This is a genomic window from Chitinophaga niabensis, from assembly GCF_039545795.1.
GTDB lineage: Bacteria > Bacteroidota > Bacteroidia > Chitinophagales > Chitinophagaceae > Chitinophaga > Chitinophaga niabensis_B.
On record NZ_CP154260.1, the window covers coordinates 1359839 to 1385234 of the forward strand.

The 25396-nt window shown below is 47.2% G+C and carries 17 protein-coding genes and 1 tRNA gene; 10 read left to right on the forward strand and 8 right to left on the reverse strand.

Annotated elements, in window-relative coordinates:
- Positions 1-379: 379 nt before the first annotated feature.
- Positions 380-453 (reverse strand) — tRNA-Arg (locus AAHN97_RS05720).
- A 168-nt stretch (positions 454-621) separates the two neighbouring features.
- Between AAHN97_RS05720 and ung the strand changes: the two genes are divergently transcribed.
- A complete protein-coding gene (ung, locus tag AAHN97_RS05725) occupies positions 622-1293 on the forward strand; it encodes a uracil-DNA glycosylase (protein WP_343306596.1) in 672 nt (223 codons plus the stop codon).
- Between the two features lie 2 nt (positions 1294-1295).
- Positions 1296-2078 (forward strand): lysophospholipid acyltransferase family protein, encoded by a 783-nt coding sequence (locus tag AAHN97_RS05730; RefSeq protein WP_343306597.1) that lies wholly within the window; start codon positions 1296-1298, stop codon positions 2076-2078.
- Here AAHN97_RS05730 and AAHN97_RS05735 read toward each other — a convergent pair.
- Together AAHN97_RS05735 and AAHN97_RS05740 are read right to left on the reverse strand one after the other, a co-directional pair.
- Positions 2065-2421, reverse strand: a complete 357-nt coding sequence (locus AAHN97_RS05735; protein WP_343306598.1) for a VOC family protein — start codon at positions 2419-2421, stop codon at positions 2065-2067. The two genes, AAHN97_RS05730 and AAHN97_RS05735, sit on opposite strands and share 14 nt — an antisense overlap.
- A gap of 67 nt (positions 2422-2488) precedes the next feature.
- Positions 2489-3289 carry a helix-turn-helix transcriptional regulator gene (locus AAHN97_RS05740; RefSeq protein ID WP_343306599.1) on the reverse strand — a complete coding sequence of 267 codons (801 nt, stop codon included), beginning with the start codon at positions 3287-3289 and terminating at the stop codon, positions 2489-2491.
- 90 nt (positions 3290-3379) lie between these two features.
- Here AAHN97_RS05740 and AAHN97_RS05745 point away from each other — a divergent pair, with 90 nt between their 5' ends.
- The 6 genes from AAHN97_RS05745 to AAHN97_RS05770 all read left to right on the forward strand — a co-directional run bounded on the left by AAHN97_RS05745 (position 3380) and on the right by AAHN97_RS05770 (position 14931).
- Positions 3380-3982 carry an RNA polymerase sigma factor gene (locus tag AAHN97_RS05745; RefSeq protein ID WP_343306600.1) on the forward strand — a complete coding sequence of 201 codons (603 nt, stop codon included), beginning with the start codon at positions 3380-3382 and terminating at the stop codon, positions 3980-3982.
- 68 nt (positions 3983-4050) lie between these two features.
- Complete coding sequence (locus tag AAHN97_RS05750) at positions 4051-5130, forward strand: FecR family protein (protein ID WP_343306601.1); 1080 nt, start codon at positions 4051-4053, stop codon at positions 5128-5130.
- 186 nt (positions 5131-5316) lie between these two features.
- Positions 5317-8520 carry a TonB-dependent receptor gene (locus AAHN97_RS05755; RefSeq protein WP_343306602.1) on the forward strand — a complete coding sequence of 1068 codons (3204 nt, stop codon included), beginning with the start codon at positions 5317-5319 and terminating at the stop codon, positions 8518-8520.
- A gap of 11 nt (positions 8521-8531) precedes the next feature.
- The gene (locus AAHN97_RS05760; RefSeq protein WP_343306603.1) at positions 8532-10133 is read left to right on the forward strand and encodes a RagB/SusD family nutrient uptake outer membrane protein; all 1602 of its coding nucleotides are present in this window, start codon (positions 8532-8534) and stop codon (positions 10131-10133) included.
- Positions 10134-10272: 139 nt separating this feature from the next.
- Positions 10273-11553 carry a Gfo/Idh/MocA family oxidoreductase gene (locus tag AAHN97_RS05765; protein WP_343306604.1) on the forward strand — a complete coding sequence of 427 codons (1281 nt, stop codon included), beginning with the start codon at positions 10273-10275 and terminating at the stop codon, positions 11551-11553.
- Positions 11554-11565: 12 nt separating this feature from the next.
- Positions 11566-14931, forward strand: coding sequence for a DUF1080 domain-containing protein (locus tag AAHN97_RS05770; RefSeq protein ID WP_343306605.1), 3366 nt, complete (start codon positions 11566-11568; stop codon positions 14929-14931).
- A gap of 61 nt (positions 14932-14992) precedes the next feature.
- Here the strand turns inward: AAHN97_RS05770 and AAHN97_RS05775 are convergent, their stop codons facing one another.
- The 4 genes from AAHN97_RS05775 to AAHN97_RS05790 form a co-directional block, all read right to left on the reverse strand.
- Entirely contained in the window at positions 14993-16657 is a 1665-nt protein-coding gene (locus tag AAHN97_RS05775) for a RagB/SusD family nutrient uptake outer membrane protein (protein WP_343306606.1), read from the reverse strand.
- A gap of 25 nt (positions 16658-16682) precedes the next feature.
- Positions 16683-20009, reverse strand: coding sequence for a TonB-dependent receptor (locus AAHN97_RS05780; protein ID WP_343306607.1), 3327 nt, complete (start codon positions 20007-20009; stop codon positions 16683-16685).
- A gap of 220 nt (positions 20010-20229) precedes the next feature.
- Positions 20230-21246: a FecR family protein gene (locus AAHN97_RS05785; RefSeq protein WP_343306608.1), complete on the reverse strand. Its 1017-nt coding sequence runs from the start codon at positions 21244-21246 to the stop codon at positions 20230-20232.
- 83 nt (positions 21247-21329) lie between these two features.
- Positions 21330-21869, reverse strand: a complete 540-nt coding sequence (locus tag AAHN97_RS05790; RefSeq protein ID WP_343306609.1) for an RNA polymerase sigma factor — start codon at positions 21867-21869, stop codon at positions 21330-21332.
- A gap of 148 nt (positions 21870-22017) precedes the next feature.
- Here AAHN97_RS05790 and AAHN97_RS05795 point away from each other — a divergent pair, with 148 nt between their 5' ends.
- Positions 22018-22218, forward strand: a complete 201-nt coding sequence (locus AAHN97_RS05795) for a hypothetical protein (protein ID WP_343306610.1) — start codon at positions 22018-22020, stop codon at positions 22216-22218.
- A gap of 177 nt (positions 22219-22395) precedes the next feature.
- On the opposite strand, the gene msrA is transcribed toward AAHN97_RS05795, so the two are convergent.
- The gene (gene msrA / locus AAHN97_RS05800) at positions 22396-23052 is read right to left on the reverse strand and encodes a peptide-methionine (S)-S-oxide reductase (RefSeq protein ID WP_430516963.1); all 657 of its coding nucleotides are present in this window, start codon (positions 23050-23052) and stop codon (positions 22396-22398) included.
- 227 nt (positions 23053-23279) lie between these two features.
- Between msrA and AAHN97_RS05805 the strand changes: the two genes are divergently transcribed.
- Positions 23280-25385: an endonuclease MutS2 gene (locus AAHN97_RS05805; protein ID WP_343306611.1), complete on the forward strand. Its 2106-nt coding sequence runs from the start codon at positions 23280-23282 to the stop codon at positions 25383-25385.
- Positions 25386-25396: the final 11 nt, after the last annotated feature.

Consider the following 25396-nt stretch of genomic DNA (forward strand, 5'->3'; position numbering starts at 1 on the left):
CTAACGAAATAAAAAAAGCAAGCCTTACAGACTTGCTTTTAAAAAAGTGAACCGGATTGGATTCGATTCAAATCAATGACCTTCCCGCTCAAAAGCGGGATGCTCTATCCGGCTAACTAAATAAAAAAAAGCAAGCCTTACAGACTTGCTTTTAGAAAAGTGAACCGGATTGGATTCGATTCAAATCAATGACCTTCCCGCTCAAAAGCGGGATGCTCTATCCAGCTAACGAAATAAAAAAAGCAAGCCTTACAGACTTGCTTTTAGAAAAGTGAACCGGATTGGATTCGAATCAATGACCTTCCCGCTCAAAAGCGGGATGCTCTATCCAGCTAACGAAATAAAAAAAGCAAGCCTTACAGACTTGCTTTTAGAAAAGTGAACCGGATTGGATTCGAACCAATGACCTGCTGCTTAGAAGGCAGCTGCTCTATCCAGCTGAGCTACCGGTCCAACATGTTTGTTGTCAAGATTAAGCACCCTCAGCTTGGGAAGCTGCCGCTCATTCTCCCCAATAATCCCTAACTTACCCCACAGATAAATTATTTTTTTATTGGGAGTGCAAATTTATATAATTTTCCATCAATAAATCAAATATTCCGTTGTTTCAAAGCTAATTAAATGGATGTAAAGATTGAAAGCAGTTGGAAAGAGGCACTTAAAGACGAATTCCAAAAATCCTATTTTGAGCAGATCGTCATGTCCCTCAAGCATGAAAAGGCCTCCGGAAAGACCATATACCCCCCCGGTAACCTGATCTTTAATGCGTTCGATAAAACACCCTTTGATAAGGTAAAGGTAGTGATATTAGGTCAGGATCCTTATCACGGCCCGGGCCAGGCCCATGGCCTTTGTTTCTCCGTACAGAAAGGCGTTAAACCACCGCCTTCCCTGGTTAATATCTACAAGGAAATGAATACGGACCTGGGCATTCCCATTGCCGATACCGGCGATCTCACGCCTTGGGCAGAAAACGGCGTCCTGTTGCTGAATGCCATGTTGACAGTGAGGGCAGGGGAGCCCGCTTCCCACAGTAAAATAGGTTGGGAGAATTTTACAGATGCCGTGATAAAAAGGCTCTCCGATACAAAAGAAGGCCTTGTTTTTCTGCTTTGGGGCAAATTTGCACAGGATAAACAGGTTTTGATAGACGCTACCAGGCATTATATCTTAAAAGCGGCCCATCCCTCACCATTTAGTGTAGATAAAGGTTTTTACGGATGCCGCCACTTTTCCAAAACAAATGAGATTCTTGTGAAGCAGGGAAAAGAACCGGTTAACTGGCAACTATAACTATGATAAAATTGTTCAGAAACATCGTTGGTCGTGTTTTTGCAGTTTACGGACTGTTACTCTTCGTGATCACCATGTTGATTGTACTTATCCCTATCTGGATCTTCTCCTTTTTACCCGATCCTGCTAAGACACGCAACTTCCTGATATTAGGCCGGATATGGATGAAAGTTTATATGACCCTCATCTTTTGCCCTGTTTTCCGCAAAGGCAAGCAGTATTTTGAAAAAGGAAAGGTCTACGTAGTGGTATGCAACCACAATTCTTTTGTGGATGTACTGGTAGCCACACCCGGCATTCCCGGTACCAATAAAACCCTGGCTAAACATGATCTGGTGAATGTGCCAATCTTTGGTATGATGTACAAGATCGGGGGCATTATAGTGAACCGCAACGATGATCTAAGCCGCAAACAGAGCTTTGAACATATGCGGAACGCCTTGAAAATGGGTATGCACATGGCTTTATTCCCTGAAGGTACCCGTAACCGCACACCCTTCCCGTTAAAGCGGTTTTATGATGGGGCGTTTGCGCTGGCTATTGAAACCCAAACGCCCATTATTCCGTCCTTAATTTTTCATACCCGCAAAATACTGGTGCCCGATAAATTCTTTTTCGCTTTACCGCACAGGATAGACTATCACTTTCTGCCGCCTGTGGAAACAAAGGGCCTCACAAAGGAAGACCTGCCTGCACTGAAGGAAAAGATCTTTATGATGATGTGGGACCATTATTTAGCCCATGGAGGAGCAGAAGACCTGACAGCAGTACCTACACCTGCGTGATCCACCAGGAATTCCCAAACGGATCTCTTATCCCGGCTGCACGTCCATAATCTTTATCCTCGGGCTCCTGGCGGGACTCTGAGCCCTCAGCCAACGCTTTGCGATAAACTTCGTCCGTGTCTTTTACATAAATAAATACAGATCCTGTTTCATCAGGAAAAGCACCGTTACTTTCCCCGAACATCACCACGCTGTCACCAATGCCTGCTTCACCATGCATAATACCACCTTTGTCATTGTGGTGAACCGCAATTGTTGTTGCGCCAAATACCTTGGTCAGAAATGAAAGAAAAGCCGCGCCATCTTTTAAGATGAAATAAGGGCTTACAGTAGGATGTGCCATATAATTAGGTTTTATGAACACAAAATAACGGGCAAAAGCCAGACCAAAATTGGAGAAACACGACATTTTAACCCTCCCGGTACTCTATCCCCTCAGGCCGGCCGGAAAAGTACTGGCGGGGATGATATCCGGAGAATTCACGGAAGTCGTGAATAAAGTGGGATTGGTCATAATACCCGCATTGGTAGGCTATTTCTGTCATATTCAGCTGTTTGTTCCCATATTCAGCCAGGGCACGCTGAAAGCGGATGATGCGGGTGTATATCTTGGGGGAGAAGCCGCTGAACTCTTTGAACTTCCTTTCAAACTGTCGGGTGGAGAGGCAAATACGGGAGGCAAGAGACGCAACATCCACCTGTCCGTTCACACGAATGATATGTTTCACGGCTACATGGGCAGCTGTTTCTTCCTGCTCACGCTCACCCAACCGCCGCTGTAAAAATTCACTCAGCAGCTGTACCCGCAGCTTGTGGCTGGGAGCGGTCATGATCTGCTCGGTTAAAAAGCGGCCCTCAGCCCCCAGGAAATCCGTTAATTGCGGCATCTGGTTGCTGAATGCGGAAGAGGACAGGCCAAAAAGCTGTGGTAAGGCCGTAGGGTAGAGGTAGGCACCGAAAATACCAAAGCTCCCGTGGGTAAGGAAGCGCCGGTGCCGGTTAGTTTGTGCGTGCAGCACTGCAGGATGGTAATCTGTTGAATCAACCTCCGAAAAATCCCCCCGGTAATGGAAAACCATTTCGGCACAACCATCTGCCATAGAACGATATACATAAGGTTGCCCTTCGGGCACATCGTACTCGAACACCCAGAACATGCGCACATGCCGGGCCAGTTGCGGCGGAGGCTGGAAGGTGAGATACACTTGCATAAAGTTAACTTACCTTTCAGGAATCATTTCGAAAAGTTTTATATATTGGCGTTGCATCTTTCCACTAAATAAGATCATCAAGAACCGCAATTGGACAATCTGAAGCATTTTAAAGATGAAAATGCGCTGTGGTCCGCCATTAAGGATGGTGATGCAGCTGCATTTAAGGAGTTGTATGAAGCGTATGCGGATGTCCTGTATCGTTATGGCCTTCGCTATTTGAAAGACGCTGATACCATCAAGGATTGTATCCATGATCTCTTTGTTGATCTGCACCGTTATTCCCGTAACCTTTCCGCCAAAGTTAATATCCGCTTTTACCTGCTGGGCGCCTTCCGCAGAAGGCTCCACGAAGCCAGTAAAAAAGCCGCCGTTTGGCAGGCCGGGGTAGATCCGGAAATGGAATTCCTCATAGAATATGATACACAACACCTGAAGATCGCTGACGAAGAACAGCAGCAAACCATGCGTCAGCTGGCAGTTGCCCTCAAACAGCTCCCGGCCCGCCAAAAAGAGGTGATCTACCTGCGTTATAACGCAGAATTAAGTTATGAAGAGATCGCTTCCGTGATGAAGATCAGTATCCCTACCTGCCGTACCCTGGCATACCGTGCTTTCCAGCAGCTCCGTGAACAGCTTAAGCAAGTCCCTGTTTATTACCTGGCTGCCGTGCTTTTGGCCCTTCTCAAATAATTTTTCTAAAAAGTTATTCCCGTTAGTCTATATATACCTATTCCCTCACTCTATACAATAAATCAAGCATGACGCAGTACACCCATGAAGAAAAACAGCCCGGAGAAAACGATCCGCTGGAGGCATCTGTAAAACAGATCAGCCTGTCCGCGGGGAATGAGGTTTTTCAGGAGGAGGAAAAAGCGGCGTTATGGGAACGTATTGAAAATGACTTTGCAGTAAAACAACCACTTTACCGCCGGATAGGTTGGAAGGCAGTGGCCGCCACTGCTGCTGTATTAATAGCTGCCACATGGTGGCTGTTGCCGGGTAAAACAGAGAAAGGAGAAAGCGGTATCCTGCAGTTTGCGAAACAACAACATATTTCAGATACAACAACGGAAACCAGGCTTATGCTGGGTAACAACCGGCAGATGACATTAAATGGTACCAATGCCACGCTGAAATACAATCAGCAGGGGGTATTGCTGAACAATTCGCAACAGGTGGACCAGGCGCATAATGGGGAACAGTATAACACCCTCATCGTACCCTACGGCCGCCGTGCACACATCACACTGGAAGATGGCACGGTAGCCTGGCTGAATGCAGGTTCCAGGATGATCTATCCTGTTGTGTTTGATGGGTTGAAAAGGGAGGTGTTCCTGGAAGGAGAGGCTTACTTTGATGTATCACAAAAAGCGGACGTTCCATTTTTTGTTTATACGAATAAACTCCGCACCACGGTATTGGGAACCGGTTTCAATGTAAGTGCGTATGCGGATGATGCAGAGCAATCTGTTGTGCTGGTGAGCGGCAATGTAAAGGTAAAAGCCAACAGCAGCAATAATGAGCAGTTATTATCACCGGGCGAAAAAGCCGGGTTCACCATCAGTGATGAGCGTCTTAGCAAACAGACCGTTAATACCCTGGAATATACTTCCTGGAAAGACGGGAAATTACAATTTGAACATGCACCATTAAATCATATAGTAAAGAGACTAGGCAGGTATTTTAACATTCGTATCACCTTACAAGCCAGTGAACAGGCAACATTCTCCGGAGATCTTGATCTGGCGGACGATGTAGAAACAGTGCTGGACGCAGTAAGCGCCAGTACAGGATTAACTTACAAACGTACAGAAGAGGGATTCATCTTTAAAAAATAAAGTAAACAACCAAAAAGAGCTGAAAAAACCGGAAGAAGTTGGCCCTTCTCCCGGTTACTGGTCCCGCATGACTGCGGGACAGGCTTAACTATTTTCTAAATTAAACACTGTAAATGTATGCAAAAAATCCATGTCTGCAAGCGCTCCCCGCGCAGGGGAGAGGCTGTTTTAAAAGTGCTACGGATTATGAAGCTAAGTCTCTTTTTATTGTTAGTAACAACCACCTGTGCCTTTTCATCTGAATCGTACTCTCAGGGCCGGCTTAGTATTAAGCTGACGGGAGGAAGTCTGCCTGAACTGTTCTCTCAGATCAAGCAGCAAAGCAGCTGGCGCATTTTTTATAAGGATGATCTGATGCTTAATGAGCGGAAGGTAAGCCTGGATGTAAAAGATAAAGACATCCGGGAAGTGCTGGACCTGGCATTGGCAGATACAAAACTTACTTACCGCATTATCCGCAAGCAGGTGGCAATCGTGGAGAAAGAAGACCGCTTGTTTTACATGCCCATCATGGCAGATAGCGGTTTTATCGTAAAAGGCCGCATCTTCGATACCAAGGAACCACCCAGCGGTATCCCCGGTGTTACGATCCGCATCAAGGATTCAAATAAAGGAGTAATGGCGGATGCAGATGGCTATTTCTCCATCAACGCAGAGAAGAATGATGTACTCCTGTTTAGCCTGATGGGTTTTGAGCCCCAGGAATATACTGTAACAAAAGCAACCAACAGTTTAACGATCTCCCTTAAAGAAAATGTTTCCGCACTGGATGAAGTAGTAGTGGTGGGACTTTCCGAAATGCAACGCAAACACATTGCCAGTGCGGTAGGATCTTTAAATGTAGAATCACAGATAGCAGGGAAACCTATTACACAAATATCTCAGTCATTACAGGGCGGGGTAACCGGTTTACAGGTACGCCAGGGCTCGGGTTTACCGGGTGGCGATGCGGCTACTATCAAAATACGGGGGCTTAGTACCACTAACTCAGGCGGTGGCAGTCCCCTGGTGTTGGTAGATGGTATACCTATGGATATGAACTTTATTGACCCGCTCACTGTAGAAAGTGTAACCGTATTAAAAGATGCAGCAGCAGCTGCTATCTACGGTGCCCGTGCAGGTAACGGGGTGATCCTTGTAACCACTAAACGTGGTGTGCCGGGAAGAGTACAGGTTACCTATGATGGTTATTATGGAATTCAGACCCCATCCACTATGCCTAAACTGGTAGACGCTGCTACTTACATGAAGATGTATAACGAAGCACAGGTAAATGCAGGCAAACCTGTTTTCTATACCCAGAACGATATTGATCAGACCATTGCAGGAACTGATCCAATTAAATATCCCAATACAGACTGGCAGAAAGAAGTGATAGACAGAACAACACCTATCACCAGTCATTCCCTCTCCGTAAGCGGTGGTAATAACATGGCCCGTTTTGCTTTATCTGCCAACTATCAGTATCATGGCGGTATGGTGCCGGATAATGATTCTAAGAAATATAATATCCGCGCCAACACTTCCGTATCGCTGAGTAAGAAATTCACGGTGTTTATGGATATGATGGCCATTAAAAGGAATGTGACTTATCCAAACAGGCCGAATAACTTTGATGGTAACAGGATCCTGGAAGATATATATAGGGTGCCACCGACAATTCTGCCTAAATATCCGTCCAGACCAGGAAAACCTGATAGTTACGGCCGTTATGTGGATATTGCCAATCCTATCGCTTATGCAGAAAAAGGAGGGGAGAGAAAATTTGAATCCATGCAAAGCAGTATCAATCTGCAGCCTAAATGGGAAGTGTTCCCTGGCTTCAATTTAAAAGGCCAGTTCAGTTACCGCCTGAATAGTGATGCTACCCGTACCCGCAGGGATAATTTTTACTTCTTCGATTATTATAACAACAACCTCGTGCAGACATGGGCACTTCAGCGTACTTATGAAACTGCAAGAGGTACTTATTACTACGCCAGTGGTTCTGCCGATTATACTTTTGACTTAAAGAAGCATCATTTCTTTGCCATGCTGGGAACTTCAGTAGAGCAACAGCAGAGTGGTGAGTGGGATATCGCTTCCATGTTCAGCACCTTCGCTAAAGTGAACTACTCTTATGATGATAAATACCTGCTGGAAGCAGCGCTCCGTATGGACGGATCATCCAAATTCGGCCCCGGGAACAAGTACGGTTATTTCCCTTCGGTAGCAGTGGGCTGGAACATACATAAAGAAAACTTCCTGAAAGATTCCCGCGCCATCAGTAACCTTAAGCTCAGAGCTTCTTATGGCCAGCTGGGTAACCAGGATATCGGCGCTTATCGTTATCAGAACCTGATCAATACCAGCAGTGGGGTAGAAGAGGTCTGGGGTAATCCGGAGATTACCTGGGAAACAGTAAAGATGACAGACCTTGGTTTTGATCTGGGACTGTTCAAAAATAAAGTAGAAGTGACCTTTGATTATTACGATAAGAAGACCAGCGGTATCCTGTTAGAACCTCCGGTTTCTTATGTGGGTGGTTTAGGTAAAGTTCCGCTCAATGCAGGTGAAGTAAGCAATAAAGGCTGGGAGCTGGCTGTGAATTATAACGAAAGAGTGAATAAAGACTTTGGCTTCTCTGTCCGCCCTGGTATCACTTATAACAGGAACAGGATCTTATTGCTCATCGGAGGCCCGTACATTACGCCGGATCTGAATACAAGCACCATTAACCAGAATAATGGCCCCGTCTTCGGTATTTATGGTTACCAGGCAAATGGACTGCTGCAAACCTCCGACTTCGGAGCAGATGGAAAGGGTCTGGTACCTGTTGCTGTTGGGCAAAAGCCTGGTGATATCCGTTACATGGACCAAAATGCTGATGGCCTCATAGATTCAAGGGACCAGAAACTGATCGGTAATGCAAACCCCGAGTATAATTACTTCGCCAACTTCAGAGTGGATTATAAGAACTGGGACTTGGAATGGCTCATACAAGGTGTGTCTCATGCTGATATCGCCATGAAAGGAATGCTGGCATATCCACTGGATATGTCTGCTGATGGTGGTGTTCCTACGCAGTATTATGCAGAAAATTACTGGACGCCGGAAAGACCGAATGCCCGTTTCCCCCGCCTGAACGTAGCGCCGGAAAGTAACAAAGCATCTTCCACCTTCTGGTTTCAGAATGGTGCATACATGCGCATGAAATTTATCCAGCTGGGTTATAACCTTCGCAGCGCAAAATTAAAACGTGCCGGTATACAAGGTGTGAGATTATACGCTAATGCCCAGAACCCATTTGTGATCACCAGCATGAAGCTCGTTGATCCCGAAAGCCAGGGTAACCAGTGGACGTATGGTATCATGAAAACCTACATGTTGGGTGCAACTGTTCAATTCTAAATTCTGTTATCATGAAAATGAAATTTTCCTATATATGCATAGCTGCCTTTTCTATCACGGTAGCACTAACAGGATGTGAAAAATTCCTGACCAACGATCACCCTACCCGTGTTTCAGATGCTGAATGGTGGATCACGGAAGCCAATGCCATTGGTGCATTGGGTTCCGTTTACGCAGGTGTACCGGATGGTTCCAGCGGAAGGAATGTAATGCTTACTTCAGGTCTGAGCGATGAAGCAGTGAACCGCGGAGATCATATCGGGAAATACGATCTCTATACCCGCGGATTACAGAACCCTACATGGGATGTGGCGGAATGGATCTGGCGCGATAACTACCTGGATATCCGCCGCGCCAACAGGTTCCTGGAGAATGTAGATAAATGTTTCATGGATTCCCTTTTACGGGACCGTATGAAATATGAAGCAAGAGCGCTGCGTGCATATTATCACCTGGAATGCCTGTTGTTCTTTGGCCGCATTCCTATTTCCACCGTTTCACTAACACCGGAGGAGAATAAACTCAAACGCAATACAGAGGAAGAAGTATATAACTTTATCCTCACTGAACTGAATGCCTGCGGAGAGAAATTACCAAAGGAATATTCCAATGAAGAAGCATGGCGTATATCCAGTGGTACCTGTTATGCCCTGATCGTTCGTATGGCCATGTATTTCAAGAAGTATGATGTGGCCATCGATGCCGCAAAGAAAGTGATCGTCTCCGGTGTGTACAGGTTGCACCGCAGTACCAATGCCACGGTGAACAGTTATGCAGAGTTGTTCACTTATACAGGTGAACTCAATAAAGAACGTATCTGGTATCGGAGGGATGGTTGCGGTAGTGCATGGACGAGGTTTGCACCTGCCGGCATTGGCGGTGAAACTTATTTATCTCCTACCAATACGGTAGTGGATAATTTTGAAACAAAACAGGGCTTCACCATCCAGGAGCTGGGTGCAGATTCTTTACTGGCCTACAGGATCAATCCTAACTTCAAAAATAACCGGGACCCCAGGTTAACCGGCGCGTTACTGGTTCCCGGTCAGAACTTCATTGACGCTAACTACATTCTGAAACCTTTCGATCCAAACCCATTGAACCTGGACAGGATCGGTCAGCAGAAATCCACTGCCACCGGCTTCTGGGTACGTAAATACCTCGATGCTAAAGACAGGCAGGCGAAAAGCGGTACGCTGGACTTCATGTTCATCCGTTATGCAGAAATATTGCTGAGTTATGTGGAAGCCCTGATAGAAAACAACGACTGGCAAAACCCGGATGTTATTACTCATTTGAATGATATCCGCAGCCGGGCAGGTATGCCGCCTGTAGCAATTGCCCGCTACAACTCCCAGGCATCCCTGCGTGCCCTCGTTCGCCGCGAACGCCAGGCAGAGTTATGCTTTGAAGGACAACGTTTCTTCGACATCCGCCGCTGGGGCACTGTAAGCACCGTCATGAACGGAGAAGTATTTGGCGCAACTGACCCCGCTACCGGCATTGCCATCAAGGTGCAGGACAGGGCCTATACAGCCAGGGACTACTACTGGCCTATTCCGGAAAAGGAGATGCTCTCTAATCCCAATATGGAACAAAACGATGACTACTAACACTTAAACGGTGAGCAGTACGCTGCTCACCGTTCATTTATTACCAGCATTCATAAAATTTCCACCAGAAATCCAAAAATGTAATTTGTATTTTGTGTGTCGTCAACAGCTGACATTCACGTTTACTTTAAATAAAACCATGGGAAAGAAAGAAATCCATTCTTCCAGGAGGTCCTTCCTCAGGAACTCCGTGGGGGCCTTGGCTGCATTCACTATTGTACCCCGCCACGTATTAGGGCGCGGTTACCTGGCACCCAGTGATACCCTTACAAAAGCAGTTATCGGTACAGGCGGCATGGGCCGCGGCCACTTTGAGTACGCAGGCACCAAAGTAGTAGCTATTTGCGATGTGGACAAAAATCACATCCAGAAAGGACTGGACGCTTTAGGCGAAAAAGCTAAAGGCGTTAAAACCTTCAGCGACTACCGTGAGGTGATCCAGCTGCCTGAAGTAGACATCGTTCACGTTGCCACCCCGCCACACTGGCATGGTATCATTGCTGCAGATGCAGCAAGCGCAGGAAAGGACATCTGGTGTGAAAAGCCCATGACGGCTACCATCGGCGAAGGCAAACGCCTCGTTGAAGCGGTGCAGCAGCATGGACGGATCTTCCGGCTCAATACCTGGTTCCGTTTTTCAGACAGATTTTATGGCATGGGTACTACCGTAGAGCCCATCAAAAAATTAGTAGATAGCGGCCTGCTGGGTTGGCCGTTAAAAGTAACGGTAAGCAAACACACGGGCTTCGACTGGAAATTCTACTGGGTGGGTAAAACCAACCTGGAACAACAATCCGTTCCAAAAGAACTGGATTATGATATGTGGTTAGGCCCCGCTCCCTATAAACCCTATAACCCTCACCGTGTGCATGGCACTTTCAGAGGTTATTGGGATTATGATGGCGGTGGTTTGGGGGATATGGGTCAACACTACCTGGACCCCGTTCAGTACTTCCTGGGCAAGGATGATACCAGCCCTGTGAAAGTAGAAATAGATGCACCACAGCAACACTTCGATGCAGTAGGTACCTGGCGTAAGATCACCTATACTTATGCAGATGGCTGCCAGATCATACTGGATGGTGCTGGCACTGAAACCAAGGCGGCTTATATTGAAGGCCCGAAAGGCAAGCTGTACCCGGGTTTCAAATCGGATATCCCGGACCTGGAAAAGAAATTGGCTGCATTCCCTGATCCTGCTCCGCAGGTAACAGATTTTGTAGGCGCCGTTAAGAACCGTCAGAAATTTGCACTGAACGAAGAGAACGGGCACCGCTCTGCTACCATTGTGAACATGGGTAAGATTGCATTGCAATTAGGCCGTGATCTTCAGTTCGATCCGGTAAAACAGGAGTTCATCAACGATGAAGGCGCTAACAGGCTGATCTTTCAACCGATGCGCGGACCGTGGACCATCTAAACTTAAAAAAGCATGAAGAAGATTCTATTAATAGCTGCATGTTGTATCGCTCAGATGGCCGTAATGGCACAGCCGAAGCAGGATAACCGTGCCGCACATACTAAAATAGCAGACCTGCTGGCACAGCAGCCTGCAAAAAATAAAGCCGCTTTACAGACCAATATGGACGCATTGTCTGCATTGGGCGAAGAGGGCATCATGGGTATGGCTGCTATGCTGGCTGCACCCGGTAAGGGAGATAACTCCGCGCTGGAATATGCGCTGGCCGGTTATGCCTTTTATGTAACACAACCCGGTAAAGAAAGCCAGCGTGCAACTGCTGCCAAAGCATTTGGCAATGCACTGGACCTGGTAAAGGATAAAGAACTTAAATCCTTCTTTATCCTTCAACTGCAACAGGTAGGTAACGATGCTTCTGTAAGCGTACTGCAACCTTACCTGCTGGATGAACGCCTCTGCGACCCCGCTGCCCGTACACTGGTGAAGATCAACACACCGGCTGCACAAAAAGCCCTGCTGGCTGCATTGCCCCAGGTAAACGGCCGCAATAAACAAATACTGGTGGAAGTGATCGGAGATGGCCAGATAGCAAATGCTACACCAGCATTGCTGCCCCTGCTCAACCAGGATCCCATGCTCACCAAAACTACTCTCTATGCCCTCGCGCATATCGGCGATGCAGCTGCAGGCAGCGCGTTATCCGGAGCAGCAGCAAAAGCAGGTTATAAGTATGATGTAACGAATGCTACCGCTTCTTACCTCCTGTATGCACAGCAATTGCATGTAAAAGGTCAAAGCGCTGCAGCGGCTAAGATCGCACAGACATTAGTGAAAGAAGCCAAAGCTGCAGACCAGGTGCATGTGCGCACTGCAGCATTGTATCTGCTCAACCAGGTAGATGGCAGCAAAAATCTGCCTGTATTGCTTTCAGCAGTAAATGACCCGCAACCGGAATTCCGCGATGCTGCATTAAAATATGCAGGCAGTGCGCTGGATCCCGCTGCTACCGCTCTCTGGATCAAATCCCTGGCAAAAGCGAATAACGGCGGCAAAGCTGCCGTGATCAGCATGCTGGGTAACAATAAAGCAACGCAAGCAGTACCTGTTATCCTCAAAGCGTTAACTGATAAAGATGCCGGCGTAAGACTGGCTGCTATTAAAGCAGCAGGCCAGGCTGGCGGAGTACAGGCTATTCCTGCTTTGCTGGCTGTGATGAAGAAAGGTGATGCAAAAGAAGTAGCTGCGGTACAAGGGGTGTTGAAAACCATCAAAGGAGATGAAGTAGCGCAACAGGCTGCTGCTGCTATTCCTGCTATGCCTGCTGCCGCACAGGTGGCATTGATAGATGTGGTAGCTGCCCGCAAAGCAGATCAACAGGTGGCACCCGTACTGGCCCTCACAACATCTCCCAATGAAAGCGTACGTACAGCAGCTATCAATGGTTTACAGGATCTCGTAACCACAGAGAACCTGCCTGCTATATTCAAACTGTTATCTGCAGCAGAGAATGCTAAAGATATCAAAGCACTACAGGCTGCCGTGATCAACTCCGGTGCTGATGCGAAAGCGATTAAGGCACAAATGGCACAGGAAGCGCCTGCTAAGAAAGAACGTTACTATGCTATCCTGGCCGGTATCGGCGGTGCGGATGCTATGAGTGAAGTGAATGCGGCATTTGAGAATGGCAATGCTTCCCAGAAACAAGCTGCCGTATCAGCTCTGAATGAATGGAAAGATGGCAGCGCAGCCGTAACACTCTTAAAGATCGCACGCGCTGATGCAACATACCGCACAACTGCGCTGAATGGTTACGTACGCCTGGCAAAAACTGCTGCTACTCCGGACCAGCGTTTGCTGATGCTCACCAATGCTATGGAACTGGCACAGGATGCACGTTTGAAGAAAGCGATCCTGCAACAGACAGAGCAATGCAAAACATTCCCCGCACTGATCTTTGCCGGTAATTTCCTGGATGATGCAAGCGTACAGCAGGAAGCTGCAATAGCCGTGATGAACATTGCACTGGCTGATAAAACCTATAGTGGTGCAACCGTACGCGGCCTGCTGGAAAAAACTTCCAAAGTACTGAAAGGCGGCGATGCGGATTATCAACGCGAAGCCATTCGTAAATACCTCTCTGAAATGCCTGCCGGCGAAGGATATGTATCCATGTTCAATGGTAAGGACCTCAGCGGCTGGAAAGGCCTCGTAGCTGATCCCATCAAACGCGCTAAAATGGATGCTGCCACCCTGAAAAAAGAACAGGAGAAAGCAGATGTGAAAATGAAAGAAGGATGGAGTGCGAAAGATGGATTGCTGGTATTCAGTGGTCATGGAGATAACCTCTGCACCGAAAAGAAATACGGCGATTTTGAAATGTTTGTGGACTGGAAGATCACCAAAGATGGGGATGCCGGTATTTATTTACGCGGTACACCACAGGTACAGATCTGGGATACCTCCCGCAGGGATGTGGGTGCACAGGTAGGTTCCGGTGGTCTTTATAATAACCAGAAGAACGAAAGCAAACCCCTCAAACTGGCGGATAATGCCATTGGTGAGTGGAACAACTTCCACATCATCATGAAGGGAGACCGTGTAACGGTATACCTGAACGGTGAACTGGTGGTGAACAATGTGATGCTGGAAAACTACTGGGACCGCAAGCTGCCCATCTTTGCCGAAGAGCAGCTGGAACTGCAGGCACACGGCACCTACGTAGCTTACCGTAATCTCTACATCCGCGAGTTTGAGAAAGTAAAACCTTTCGAACTCAGCGAAGCAGAAAAGAAAGAAGGGTACAAGATCCTGTTCGATGGCACTAACATGCACGAATGGACAGGTAACACCACCAGCTATATCATTGAGAACGGAGATATCGTTTGTTATCCGAAGAACGGTGGCGGCGGTAATCTTTATACCAAAGATGAATATGCTGATTTCGTTTACCGCATGGAATTCCAGCTTACTCCCGGTGCTAACAACGGGCTGGGTATCCGCGCTCCGCTCACGGGAGATGCTGCTTACCAGGGCATGGAATTACAGATCCTGGATAACGAAGCAGATATCTACAAGAACCTGCAGGTTTATCAATACCATGGTTCTGTGTATGGTGTGATCCCTGCCAAACGTGGTTTCCTCAAACCGGTAGGAGAGTGGAACTATCAGCAGGTAACCGTAAAAGGCACGCGCATCACCGTGGAACTGAACGGTACTGTGATCACAGACGGTGATATTGCTGAAGCACGTGATAAAGGTACTTTGGACCATAAAGACCATCCCGGTCTGAAGAACACTACCGGGCACATTGGTTTCCTGGGCCATGGTTCTGTGGTACGTTTCAGGAACATCCGCATCAAGGACCTTACAAAGAAATAAAACAAAAAGGCCGCTCCATAACAGAGCGGCCTTTTTCATAAAGAGTAGCACCTTTAAATAATCACTGCGTATAACCAGGATTATTAGGTTTCAACTTGGGGTTCTTATCAATATCAGCTTGTGGTACCGGCATCAGGTACAATTTGTTATCCCATCTTCTTGTTTGCACCAGGCCATTCTCCAGGTCGTATAAGTTGGTCATTACTGCAGGCGCGATCTTCCAGCGGCGGATGTCCATAAAACGTTGTCCTTCCAGCACCAGTTCTACCCTGCGTTCATTACGGATCGCTGCACGAAGCAGTTCTTTTGTATTGAGCTTAGCCCTGTCCAGCACAGGCATACCTGCACGTACACGGATCTTGTCTACCGCATCATAGATGCTGGCATCCGGTCCGCTTACTTCGTTCTTTGCTTCCGCATAGGTGAGCAATATTTCTGCCAGGCGGATGATAATATGGTTGGCATGATTATCAACCTGTGCAGCCCAGGTGGGAGGATCTACATACTTACGGAAATTGTATCCCGTTTTGGAACAGTTATTACCACCTTTCACCCATTTGAACAGGTAGCCCTGCTCAATGAAATTCCAGGATGCTTTATCAAAAAGGATGCTGGCATAGAAACGTGGGTCGCGGTTTTTGTATTCATCATAAAAGGCAGGGTTGGTGCCACGGGCGGCATACAGCGTTGCCCTGGCAGCTGGTGCAACCGGTGTAATAGCTTCTCCCGTTTTAAAGCTCTGGTAAGCATCTACGAGGCTTTGCGTGGGGGCAACAGAACTCCATCCTCCCAGATCATCAGAAAGCAGGTAAGTGTTCACGAACTGTGCATCCTTCTCAGGAATATGCTGCCTGTCCAGGATCACTTCTTTGTTGCTTTCATTCGTTTGCCAGAAAAGCTTTTCGTAACTGCGCAGCCCTAAGCGGAACTTTGCTGCTTCTGTGGCATCTGCAAAATTCACCCATTGTGCATAATCGTCTGCCTGGTCCTTGGCATCTTCTGCTGTGATGGTGAACAGTTCATAACCCATTCCCATCACCTGCGAAGCTGCATCAGCAGCGGCCTGCCATTGTTCATTGTATAAATGCACCCTTGCTTTCAAAGCAATAACGGCGCCTTTGGTGATACGGCCTTTCTCGTTATTCTTGCCGCCACTATAGCTGGGAGGTAGTATGGCGGACACTGCGGTTAACTCATCCAGCACAAATTTCAATACATCTGCTTTAGGCGTACGTGCTACGTAGGACTCTTCCACAGATAATGTTTTAGTGATCAGTGGCACATCCCCGAAGTTGTTCGTCATATTGAAATAGCGGAAGGCGCGCATAAAACGGGCTTCTGCTTTGAAACGTTCTTTCAGCGTAGCATCCATCTGCACTTTGTCCACATTCTCGAGGAAGTAGTTCACGCGGCGTATGGCTGTAAAACTCCAGCCTTCATTCATGGAAGTGGTCACATCTCCAAGAGAGATAGTAGTGGCATTGCTTTCCCAGGGGTATTGCGCATGGGCATTATCCGTGGAACCATCTTCAAAGATGCTGCCTTCACCACCATCTATCTGGTTGTAGATGGCATTCAATGCGGCATATACATCTTTTTCTCCCGTCCAGAAGGTACCTTCTGAAAGCTGGTTCTGTGGCGGCCTGTCCAGGAAATCCTTATTACAGGAGAGCAGGAGGGAGGCAGCAGTGATAGCTGTAACGATATGGAATTTATACTTCGTCATACAATAATCTCTTTAATGTTCTGTATTAGAATCTTACATTCAAACCAACGGCCCATGTTTTAACACCAGGGTAACCACCTCTTCCGGAGCCGATCTCAGGATCATAGTCCGTCAGCCTTTTGTCCATCATAAAAGTGAAGGGATTGTTGGCGCTCACAAATACTTTGGCCTGTTGCATAGCTGCTTTTTTGGTGATTTGGCGGGGAATGGTGTAACCCAGGCTCAGGGAGCGTATCCGCAGGTAAGATGCATCGAACAGCCAGAAAGAAGAACGGTTATCGTAGTTGTGTTTACCATCAGCACTGATCAGGATGCGCGGATAAGCTGCATTCGGATCAGGGTTTTCTGTTGTCCAGCGTTTCAGGTGATAATCTTTTACGCTGGCGCCATTGAAGAAAGAGAATGCAGCTTCGCCATCCAGGTAAGTTTTTACTTTGGCTGCACCATAGATCAGTACTTCAAAATCAAATCCTTTATAGCTGGCACCTATTGCGCCGCCGTAGTTGAGCCAGGGCACATCATTTCCAATGATCACACGGTCACTGGCATCTATCACCTTGTCGCCATTCTGATCTTTGTATTTGATGTCGCCCGGTTTGGTGGAAGCAGATTGTTTGGCATGATCGTCCACATCCTTCTGATCTTTAAATAAACCCTGTGCTTCCCAGCCATAGAAAGAACCCACGGATTCGCCTACACGTTCTATCCACCTGTCTGCCAGTCTTTCATGCACACCATTACCGAGGAATACGATCTTGTTACGGATGTGTGAAAGGTTCACACTTACACGGTATTGGAAATCCTTGCCTATCTGGTTATTATGAGAAAGCATTAATTCAATACCGGTGTTCCTGGTAGAACCTGCATTTACCGTAGCTGCATCCAGCGCATAAGTGCTGGGTACGCTTTGTGGTAAAAGAATGCCATTGGTTTTCTTTACATAATAATCCGCTGTTACATCCAGCAAACCATTGAACAGGGTGAGGTCTATACCTATGTCAGTCATGTTCACCTTTTCCCAGCTGGCCAGTTTATTGGTGCCTATGCTTTGCCATACACCATCTGCAGGAGCGCCTTCAAAATTGTAGGCATACCCTGTATTGAGCCGGTCGTAATAGTTGCCTATGGCCACATTGTCCTGGTTACCCAGTATACCCCAGGAGCCGCGTAGTTTCAGGTTGTTCAGCCAGGAAACATTCCCTTTCAGGAAAGGCTCTTCTGAAATACGCCATCCGGCAGATACGGAAGGGAATTGAGAAAGACGGTGATCCGGATGGAAACGGGAAGAAAGGTCCATACGGAGGTTTGCTTCCAGCAGGTATTTGTCGTTGTAATTGTAATTCACCCGGCCGAAGTAAGAGCGGATGGCCCATTCTTCTGCAGTGGAACGGTTAGCGGAACCAGTTCCATCTGAGCTGATGTTCTCGGAACCACCGGCACCCAGTCCTACTGTTGTGGCGGCGTTGTTCGGGAAGCGTTTGCGGCCGATGAAAGCATTACGGTATTCATTGCTTTCCTGGGAAGCGCCCACCATGATCTTTGCGCCGTGTTTGCCGAAATGTTTATCATATTCAGCATAGGCCTGCACCAGTATTTCCTGCCGGCGGCCCCAGTATTCCGTCATTTCATTAGGCGTTACTGCCGTAGAGGCAATGGGTGCCTTTGTAATGAAATTGATCAGTGCGGGCAATTCGTTCGTGAAACTGTTATTGAGTTCATTGTTGTATTTGAGTGAACCGAGTCCTTTAATGGTTAATCCGGGTAATGGAGTAAGTGTAGCATTGAGCGCAGTTTGTATCACCTGGTTGCGCGTCCAGCTGCGTCCGCCTTCTGCCATGTTACGGAGCACATTATCTTTAGCGAGCGTAGCATCTACTTTACCGCCATTGACTGTTCCCCAGGAACCATCTGAGTGACGGGCAGCCATAGTGGGGCCAAGGCGGTTAAGACTTACCCAGTTCATTTCCCCGCCTTTTGTGTCCAGGTCCTGTTTCAGGAAGGACATATTGGTGCCTATGTTCAGGATGGGTAATACCTGTGAACTGGTGTTTAACCTGATCGTATACCTGTTCAGCCCTTTGTTCTGTACCAGCGATTCCTGGCCAAAATACCCGGTGCTCAGATAATACTGGGTGAGTTTGCTGCTGCCGCTAACACCCAGCTGAATGTCTTTGTAGGCAGGGTTTTTACGCAGCGCTTCTTTATACCAGTCTGTGTTCGGATAAAGGTCCCTATCCGTGCCGTTATCAAATTTGCTGATCTCTTCTGCGGTATAACGGGGTTGTTTGCCGGCATTTTTCATGGCTTCATTATACAGCCGGGCAAAATCTCCGGAGCCAAGATAGTCCGGTAAGCGGGTAGGGGATTGCCAGCCGTAATTGGCATTCAGGTCGATGGACATCTTTCCTTCCACCCCTTTTTTGGTAGTGATCAGTACTACGCCATTGGCAGCCCTGGCACCATAAATGGCAGCGGAGGCAGCATCTTTCAACACACTCATGCTTTCCACATCGTTAGGGTTCAGCGAAGCCAGTTCGCGGTTGGATGCAGGTATACCATCTATGATGATCAATGGGCCGGGAGCGCCGAGGTTTGTTCTTCCGCGTACGGTAAGTGTACCTACATCACTGCCTACATCGCCGGGGCGGTTGAGTACAGTTAAGCCCGGAGTGAGGCCCTGTAAAGCATTCTGGATAGAAGTAACCGGCCGCTCTGTGATCTGTGCGGGGCTGATTGTAGCCACAGCACCCGTCATGTTCACTCTTTTCTGGCTGCCATAACCTACCACTACTACTTCATTCAGGCCTTTGGTATCTTCTTTTAGTATAACGTTAATTGTAGTCTGGCTATTTACAGGTATTACCTGCGTTAAATATCCCAGGTAGCTGAATACGAGATTGGCAGTGCCGGGTGCCTGCAGTTCAAACTGGCCGCCGGCATTGGTGGAGGTGCCTTTGGTGGTGTTCTCAATTCTTACACTCACACCTGGCAAGGGTACACCCGTAGCATCAGATACCTTTCCTTTGATGGTGATATCTTCTATGACCATACGCCCCGGTGCAATCACCACCAGGTTGTTGGCCAATAATTTAAAGTTCAGGCCGGTATCATCCAGCAAAGTTTTCATCACCTCGTCAAATGGCGTTTCTAAAGCGTGGACAGTGATCTTTTTTTCAGCGGGAAGGACCTCATTACTGTATACAAAGCGATAGTTAGTCTGTTTCTCTATTAATCGTAAGATTTTGGCCAGTTGTACCTTTTCTGCGCGGAATGTTAATTTGGTCTTCTGTGAATAAACTTTGGCTGATACCTGCATGCACGTTATGAGAACAATTGTAAAGATCAATTTCATAAAGAGCAGCAATTTTAAAACGGCAACCGGTGATGGCAATAAGACGCCCGGAAGTCTGATTTTTTTCATACTTTTAAGTGGATTTAGGTCAATAAAATAATGACAGGACTATGGTCCCAACTGAAGTACCTGTCTTGTTTTCTAAATTCTTACAGGGAAGTGCCGCAAACATTTCCCTGTTTTCTTTTAGTATCGCTTTACGTACTACATAGGCAGTTTTTTAACGTGTGATATAAATATCTTTTTTATCTATCCTGAAATTAAAAGGCAATGAATACTGCAGTGCTTCCAGCGTTTCACGGATATCCTCATCCTCAAAAGTAGCAGTGAAACGTAAGCCCGCGGCTGTACTGTCTTCAAAATGTAACTTCACTTCAAACTTCCTTTCCAGCTGCTGCGCAATATCCCCGAAGCGTTCATTCATAAAGGCCAGGCGGTTATTGGTCCATGCCGTTTCTACTACGCTGCTATCCACCGGGTTGATGGATACACTGGAGAGGGCATATCCTTCCCGCTGTAATGCCTCCAGATCGTTGCTGCCCGGTAAAGGCCTGTTGGGAAACACGATCTTTTCGTTCGGGCGGAGAATGAATTTCTTTTTCGGATCACCGTGCATGCTTACTTCAATCGCACCGCGGATCAGGGAGGCTTCCGATGTTTTATCTTCCGGGTAAGCTTTTACATTGAAAGCAGTACCGAGTACACGGATGTTCATTTTGCCCGTATTAATGATAAAGGGCCGTTCTGCATCTTTCTTTACATCAAAAAAGGCTTCCCCGCTGAGTTGTACGGTGCGGTGCCTGGTGTTGAAATCAGCAGCATAGAGCAGTTCACTACCGGCATTCAGCCATACTTCCGTACCATCCGGTAATTGGATTTTCTTTGTAGCGCCATAAGGTATGCTGATCTTTTTGGGCGCAGGTGTCACTGCCAGGGGAGTAGTGGTTTTGGATGAATTGGTTTGTACGAGCCAGAATGCCGCGCCGGCCAGTACAATGGCTACAGCAGCCACTCTTGCCCATACGGGCAGGCGGAATACACGGGTTGGCTGACGGGCTGTTTTGAGTTGTTCCCAAAGCTGCGCCTGCAGTTGTGCTGCTGCTTTATCATCTGTAAAAGGCGGTGCCTGGTTGGTGTCCAGTTGCTGATACCACTTGTGGAGTTCTGCCAGTTCTTCCGTGGAGCATTCGTTCCGGCCGTAGAGCGTTAAAAGCTGATCGATTCTTTCCTGGTTCAATGACGTGGATTTTTAAGGTGAATAGAATGGTCATGCTCTTAGTCGTGCTACGAAGAGGATTGTACCAGATGGAATAAAAAAAATTATTTGCTGCGCTGGTAGTGGTCTACAGCCAGGCGGATCCTTTGAATGGCCGTGGAGATCTGGTTACGGATGGTCTGATCGGAGAGGGAAAGCTTTTCGGCGATGGCGGCGGAGGGGAGGTCTCCATCCCGGTTAAGCAGAAAGATCTCGCGCATGCGGGAAGGCATACGGTTGATGGCGGAACGGATCACCTGGTTGAGTTCCTTCAGTTCATATTCATTGCCGGAAAACGCACCTGAGGGGAAGATCTGTGCATAATAACGCTCCCGTACGGAACGGAGGCGGTAAAGGTCTATGATCTTGTGGCGTAAGGCTGCCTGCAGGTAGGTATTGAGCTGCACTTCCAGAAAGATAGTGTGCCTGTTTTTCCACAAATAGAGGAAAATATCTTGCACCAGGTCACAGGCATCGTCTGCTGTAGTTTTGCGGAAGGCGGTTTCATACAATACTTTCCAGTACCGGTCATAGATTTCCCGGTATGCTTGTTCACTGTCCTCCCGGAGCATCTTCAGCAACTGAACATCAGAGTAGTTCTTCAACTAGAGCAAAATTAGCGTGCATCGAATATTGATGGCAAAGCTATTAACATTAATGATATTTCAAAATTCTTTAAAACAGCCTGTAAACCTTTTACTTTTTGGTACGTTATATGAACAACCGAAACTATTTAACCCAAATAAACACCTCATGAAAACGGTAACCATTATTGGTGGATTAACAGGAGTGCTGCTCGCAGTACTCGCTTACTTTGCGGAACTTCAAAACTGGGTTCGCATTGAAACAGTTTTAACGGTCGGTTTTATCGGCTATGTACTCATCATCACTGCTATTGCCTATTTTATGTTGTCCTGGTTGTACAAGGGTAGTAAAAAGCTGGAACTATTGTAAAGCCGCCTTTAACTGGCCTTGTAACTCTTCGTGACGGCCTTTAATGGCCTTATACCGGCCTCGTGACGGCCTTGATCGGCCTTATAACGGCCTTGACCCTCCTTAGCTCCCTCTCTGATAAACAAAAAAAGAGGAGCCCCAAGACCCCTCTTCCTTTCCAATATTATATTTAATTAACTAGTGTTTCAGCTTATCCTTAAATGCTTTCTTGAATTTTTCCAACTTAGGTTTGATCACATACGTACAATATGGTGCCGAACCGTTCTGGTTGTAATAGTTCTGATGATAGTTCTCCGCTACATAGAACGCCTTAAATGGGGTAATTTCCGTTACAATCGGCTGATCATAAGCGCCGGACTCCTGCAGCTTCTTTTTGTAAAATTCAGCCTCTTTATGCTGTTCTTCGTTCTCATAGAAGATCACAGAGCGGTACTGCGTACCCACATCGTTCCCCTGGCGGTTCAAAGTAGTAGGGTCATGGCTCCCCCAGAATGCTTCCAGCAGGGTGGCATAACTGATCTTCGAAGGATCGTAGGTGATCCTGGCCGCTTCCGCATGCCCGGTAAGGCCCGTACATACCTCCTCGTAGGTGGGATTGGGGTTGGCGCCACCGGAATAGCCGGATTCCACCTTTAATACCCCCTCTAACTGTTGGAATATTGCCTCTGTACACCAGAAACAGCCATTTCCAAAGATGGCCGTTGCGGTTTTTGTGTCTTTATTAATGGTCATATCTCCTGGTTCTTTTTCGGTTTTTGTTTGCTGCTGAGCGCAGGATGCGAGGCTGGAACCCAGCATAGCCACGAACAAAAGGTATCTTTTTAGCTGTCTCATAATCTTTAACTGTACATCAAATTACGATATCCATGGCGGTTTGGATCAACAAGTTAAGTAACTTTAACATTCTTTTGGAGAACGTATGAATGATGAACCGCATTTGTCATTCGCGACTGGCTGTTGATCAATCATTTTTTATCAATTCCGGTGGATAGGCCAACTTTGCGGAACGAAAAAAAGGATAGGCTGCATGGGCCGGCAGCCGTATATTAAAAAAACAGAAGGTGAAATATTTTCCAGAATCGGCGCCGGTGCAGTTGGAATTTGACAAGGTAAAGATTTTGTTGCAGGAGCATTGTAAAACGGAGCTGGGCAAGCAAATGGCCGATGAGCTGCGCCTGCATACACATATCGATTACGTAAAGACTGCGCTTCAACAGGCGCATGAGTATAAGCAATTGGTGCTGATCCAGCAGCACTTTCCCAATGATCACGTCCTCAATCTCAAGCAGGAATTACGCCTGCTGGAAATTCAGGGGGCCGTGCTCGCCGGGGAACAATTCATGCAACTCCGCAAACTGGCGGAAAGCATGAACAGTATCGTCCGGTTCTTTGATGCAGACAGAAGAGTGACATATTGGGGGCTGTATAGCCTGATCAAAGAAACCCATTACGAAAAGAAGATCGTTTCGCAGATAGATGAAGTGCTGGATGAAACCGGGCAGGTGCGCGACAATGCAACACCTGAGCTGGCAAAGATCCGGACAAACCTGTTCCGTAAAAGAACAGATCTCCGGAGGGTGTTTGACCGGATACTGGGTAAACTGCAGAAACAGGGCTACCTGGCGGATATCGAAGAGAGTTTCCTCAACGGGCGCAGGGTAGTGGCCATCTTTGCAGAACAAAAACGAATGGTGAAAGGGATCCTGCACGGCGAATCAGATACCCGCCGCACTGCTTTCCTGGAACCGGAAGAAACCATTCAGCTGAACAATGAGGTCTTTTCCCTGGAAAGGGATGAACAGAGAGAAGTCTATGCCATCCTCAAGAACCTCACGGCAGAACTGGCCAAACACCATGGCTTATTGCAGCAATATCATACCCTGCTTGGGATCTATGATTTTATACGAGCAAAAGCCCGCCTGGCACTGGATATCAACGGAAACTACCCCATGCTCGTGCCACACGCGCAGGTGCATCTGGTAGAGGCCTATCATCCTTTGCTGCTATTGTATAACCGCAAACAGGGAAAGCCCACCATCCCCGTGAACATGACGCTGAACAAGGATAACCACATCCTCGTGATCAGTGGCCCTAACGCAGGAGGGAAAACGGTGACGCTGAAAACTGTAGGGCTCATTCAGCTGATGTTGCAGGCAGGATTATTAGTACCGGTACACCCCAGCAGCCAGCTGGGCATCTTCCGGAACCTGATGATCCACATCGGGGACACCCAGAGCCTGGAATTTGAACTGAGCACCTATAGTTCACACCTGAAGAATATGAAATACTTCATGGAGAACGCCAATGGTAAAACATTGTTCTTCATTGACGAATTGGGCAGCGGCTCCGATCCTAACCTGGGCGGAGCTTTTGCAGAGGTGATCATGGAAGAGCTGGCCAGGAAACATGCCTTTGGCATTGTTACCACCCACTATCTCAACCTGAAGATCATGGCCGGTAAAGTGAAAGGAATTGTGAATGCCGCCATGGGATTTGATGAAGAGAACCTGCTCCCCATGTATAAACTGCTGATCGGCAAACCCGGCAGCTCTTATACATTCTCCATTGCCCAGCGTATAGGCCTGGACCCCGCCCTCATCAACAGGGCACGCAAATTAGTAGATGACGGACATTTCCGCTTAGATAAATTACTGAATAAAGCAGAACAGGACCTGCAAAAAGTAGAAAGCAAAGAAAAAGAACTGCAAAAACTACTCAAAGAGAACGAAAAACTTAAAAAGGAATACGAAGTACTGTCTGACAAAGAACGCGTACAGCAGCAATACACCCTGCTAAAGCTGCAGAACAAGATCAGGGAAGAAGAGATCATCTACCTGAAGGATATGGAACGCAAACTGAAGCAGATCGTATTTGAATGGAAGCGCACAGACGATAAGGCAAAAGTGATCAAACAGGCAGAGGCGCTGCTTTTCCGTAAGAAAGAAAAGTCTATCAACGAGAAATTACAGAAAAAGGTACAGGATAAATTCGAAGAACTGGCAGGAGAGATTAAAGTGGGGGACCGGGTAAAGATCCGGACGAATAACCAGGTAGGAAAAGTAACAGAACTAAGGAATAAGAGTGCCATCGTACAGATAGGGAATATTCCCATCAATGTAAAAATGAGCGACCTCGTATTAGTACAGGAACGCCAGAAAGTTGAATAACCTATAAATAC

What these genes read in the sequence shown, in the direction of transcription:
- AAHN97_RS05795 (WP_343306610.1), top strand. Translation starts at nt 22,018, where the DNA reads ATGAAAACGGTAACCATTATTGGTGGATTAACAGGAGTGCTGCTCGCA.
- AAHN97_RS05780 (WP_343306607.1), bottom strand. Translation starts at nt 20,009, where the DNA reads ATGAAATTGATCTTTACAATTGTTCTCATAACGTGCATGCAGGTATCA.
- AAHN97_RS05765 (WP_343306604.1), top strand. Translation starts at nt 10,273, where the DNA reads ATGGGAAAGAAAGAAATCCATTCTTCCAGGAGGTCCTTCCTCAGGAAC.
- AAHN97_RS05775 (WP_343306606.1), bottom strand. Translation starts at nt 16,657, where the DNA reads ATGACGAAGTATAAATTCCATATCGTTACAGCTATCACTGCTGCCTCC.
- AAHN97_RS05755 (WP_343306602.1), top strand. Translation starts at nt 5,317, where the DNA reads ATGAAGCTAAGTCTCTTTTTATTGTTAGTAACAACCACCTGTGCCTTT.
- AAHN97_RS05730 (WP_343306597.1), top strand. Translation starts at nt 1,296, where the DNA reads ATGATAAAATTGTTCAGAAACATCGTTGGTCGTGTTTTTGCAGTTTAC.
- AAHN97_RS05760 (WP_343306603.1), top strand. Translation starts at nt 8,532, where the DNA reads ATGAAAATGAAATTTTCCTATATATGCATAGCTGCCTTTTCTATCACG.
- msrA (WP_430516963.1), bottom strand. Translation starts at nt 23,052, where the DNA reads ATGAGACAGCTAAAAAGATACCTTTTGTTCGTGGCTATGCTGGGTTCC.
- AAHN97_RS05770 (WP_343306605.1), top strand. Translation starts at nt 11,566, where the DNA reads ATGAAGAAGATTCTATTAATAGCTGCATGTTGTATCGCTCAGATGGCC.
- AAHN97_RS05735 (WP_343306598.1), bottom strand. Translation starts at nt 2,421, where the DNA reads ATGGCACATCCTACTGTAAGCCCTTATTTCATCTTAAAAGATGGCGCG.
- AAHN97_RS05750 (WP_343306601.1), top strand. Translation starts at nt 4,051, where the DNA reads ATGACGCAGTACACCCATGAAGAAAAACAGCCCGGAGAAAACGATCCG.
- AAHN97_RS05740 (WP_343306599.1), bottom strand. Translation starts at nt 3,289, where the DNA reads ATGCAAGTGTATCTCACCTTCCAGCCTCCGCCGCAACTGGCCCGGCAT.
- ung (WP_343306596.1), top strand. Translation starts at nt 622, where the DNA reads ATGGATGTAAAGATTGAAAGCAGTTGGAAAGAGGCACTTAAAGACGAA.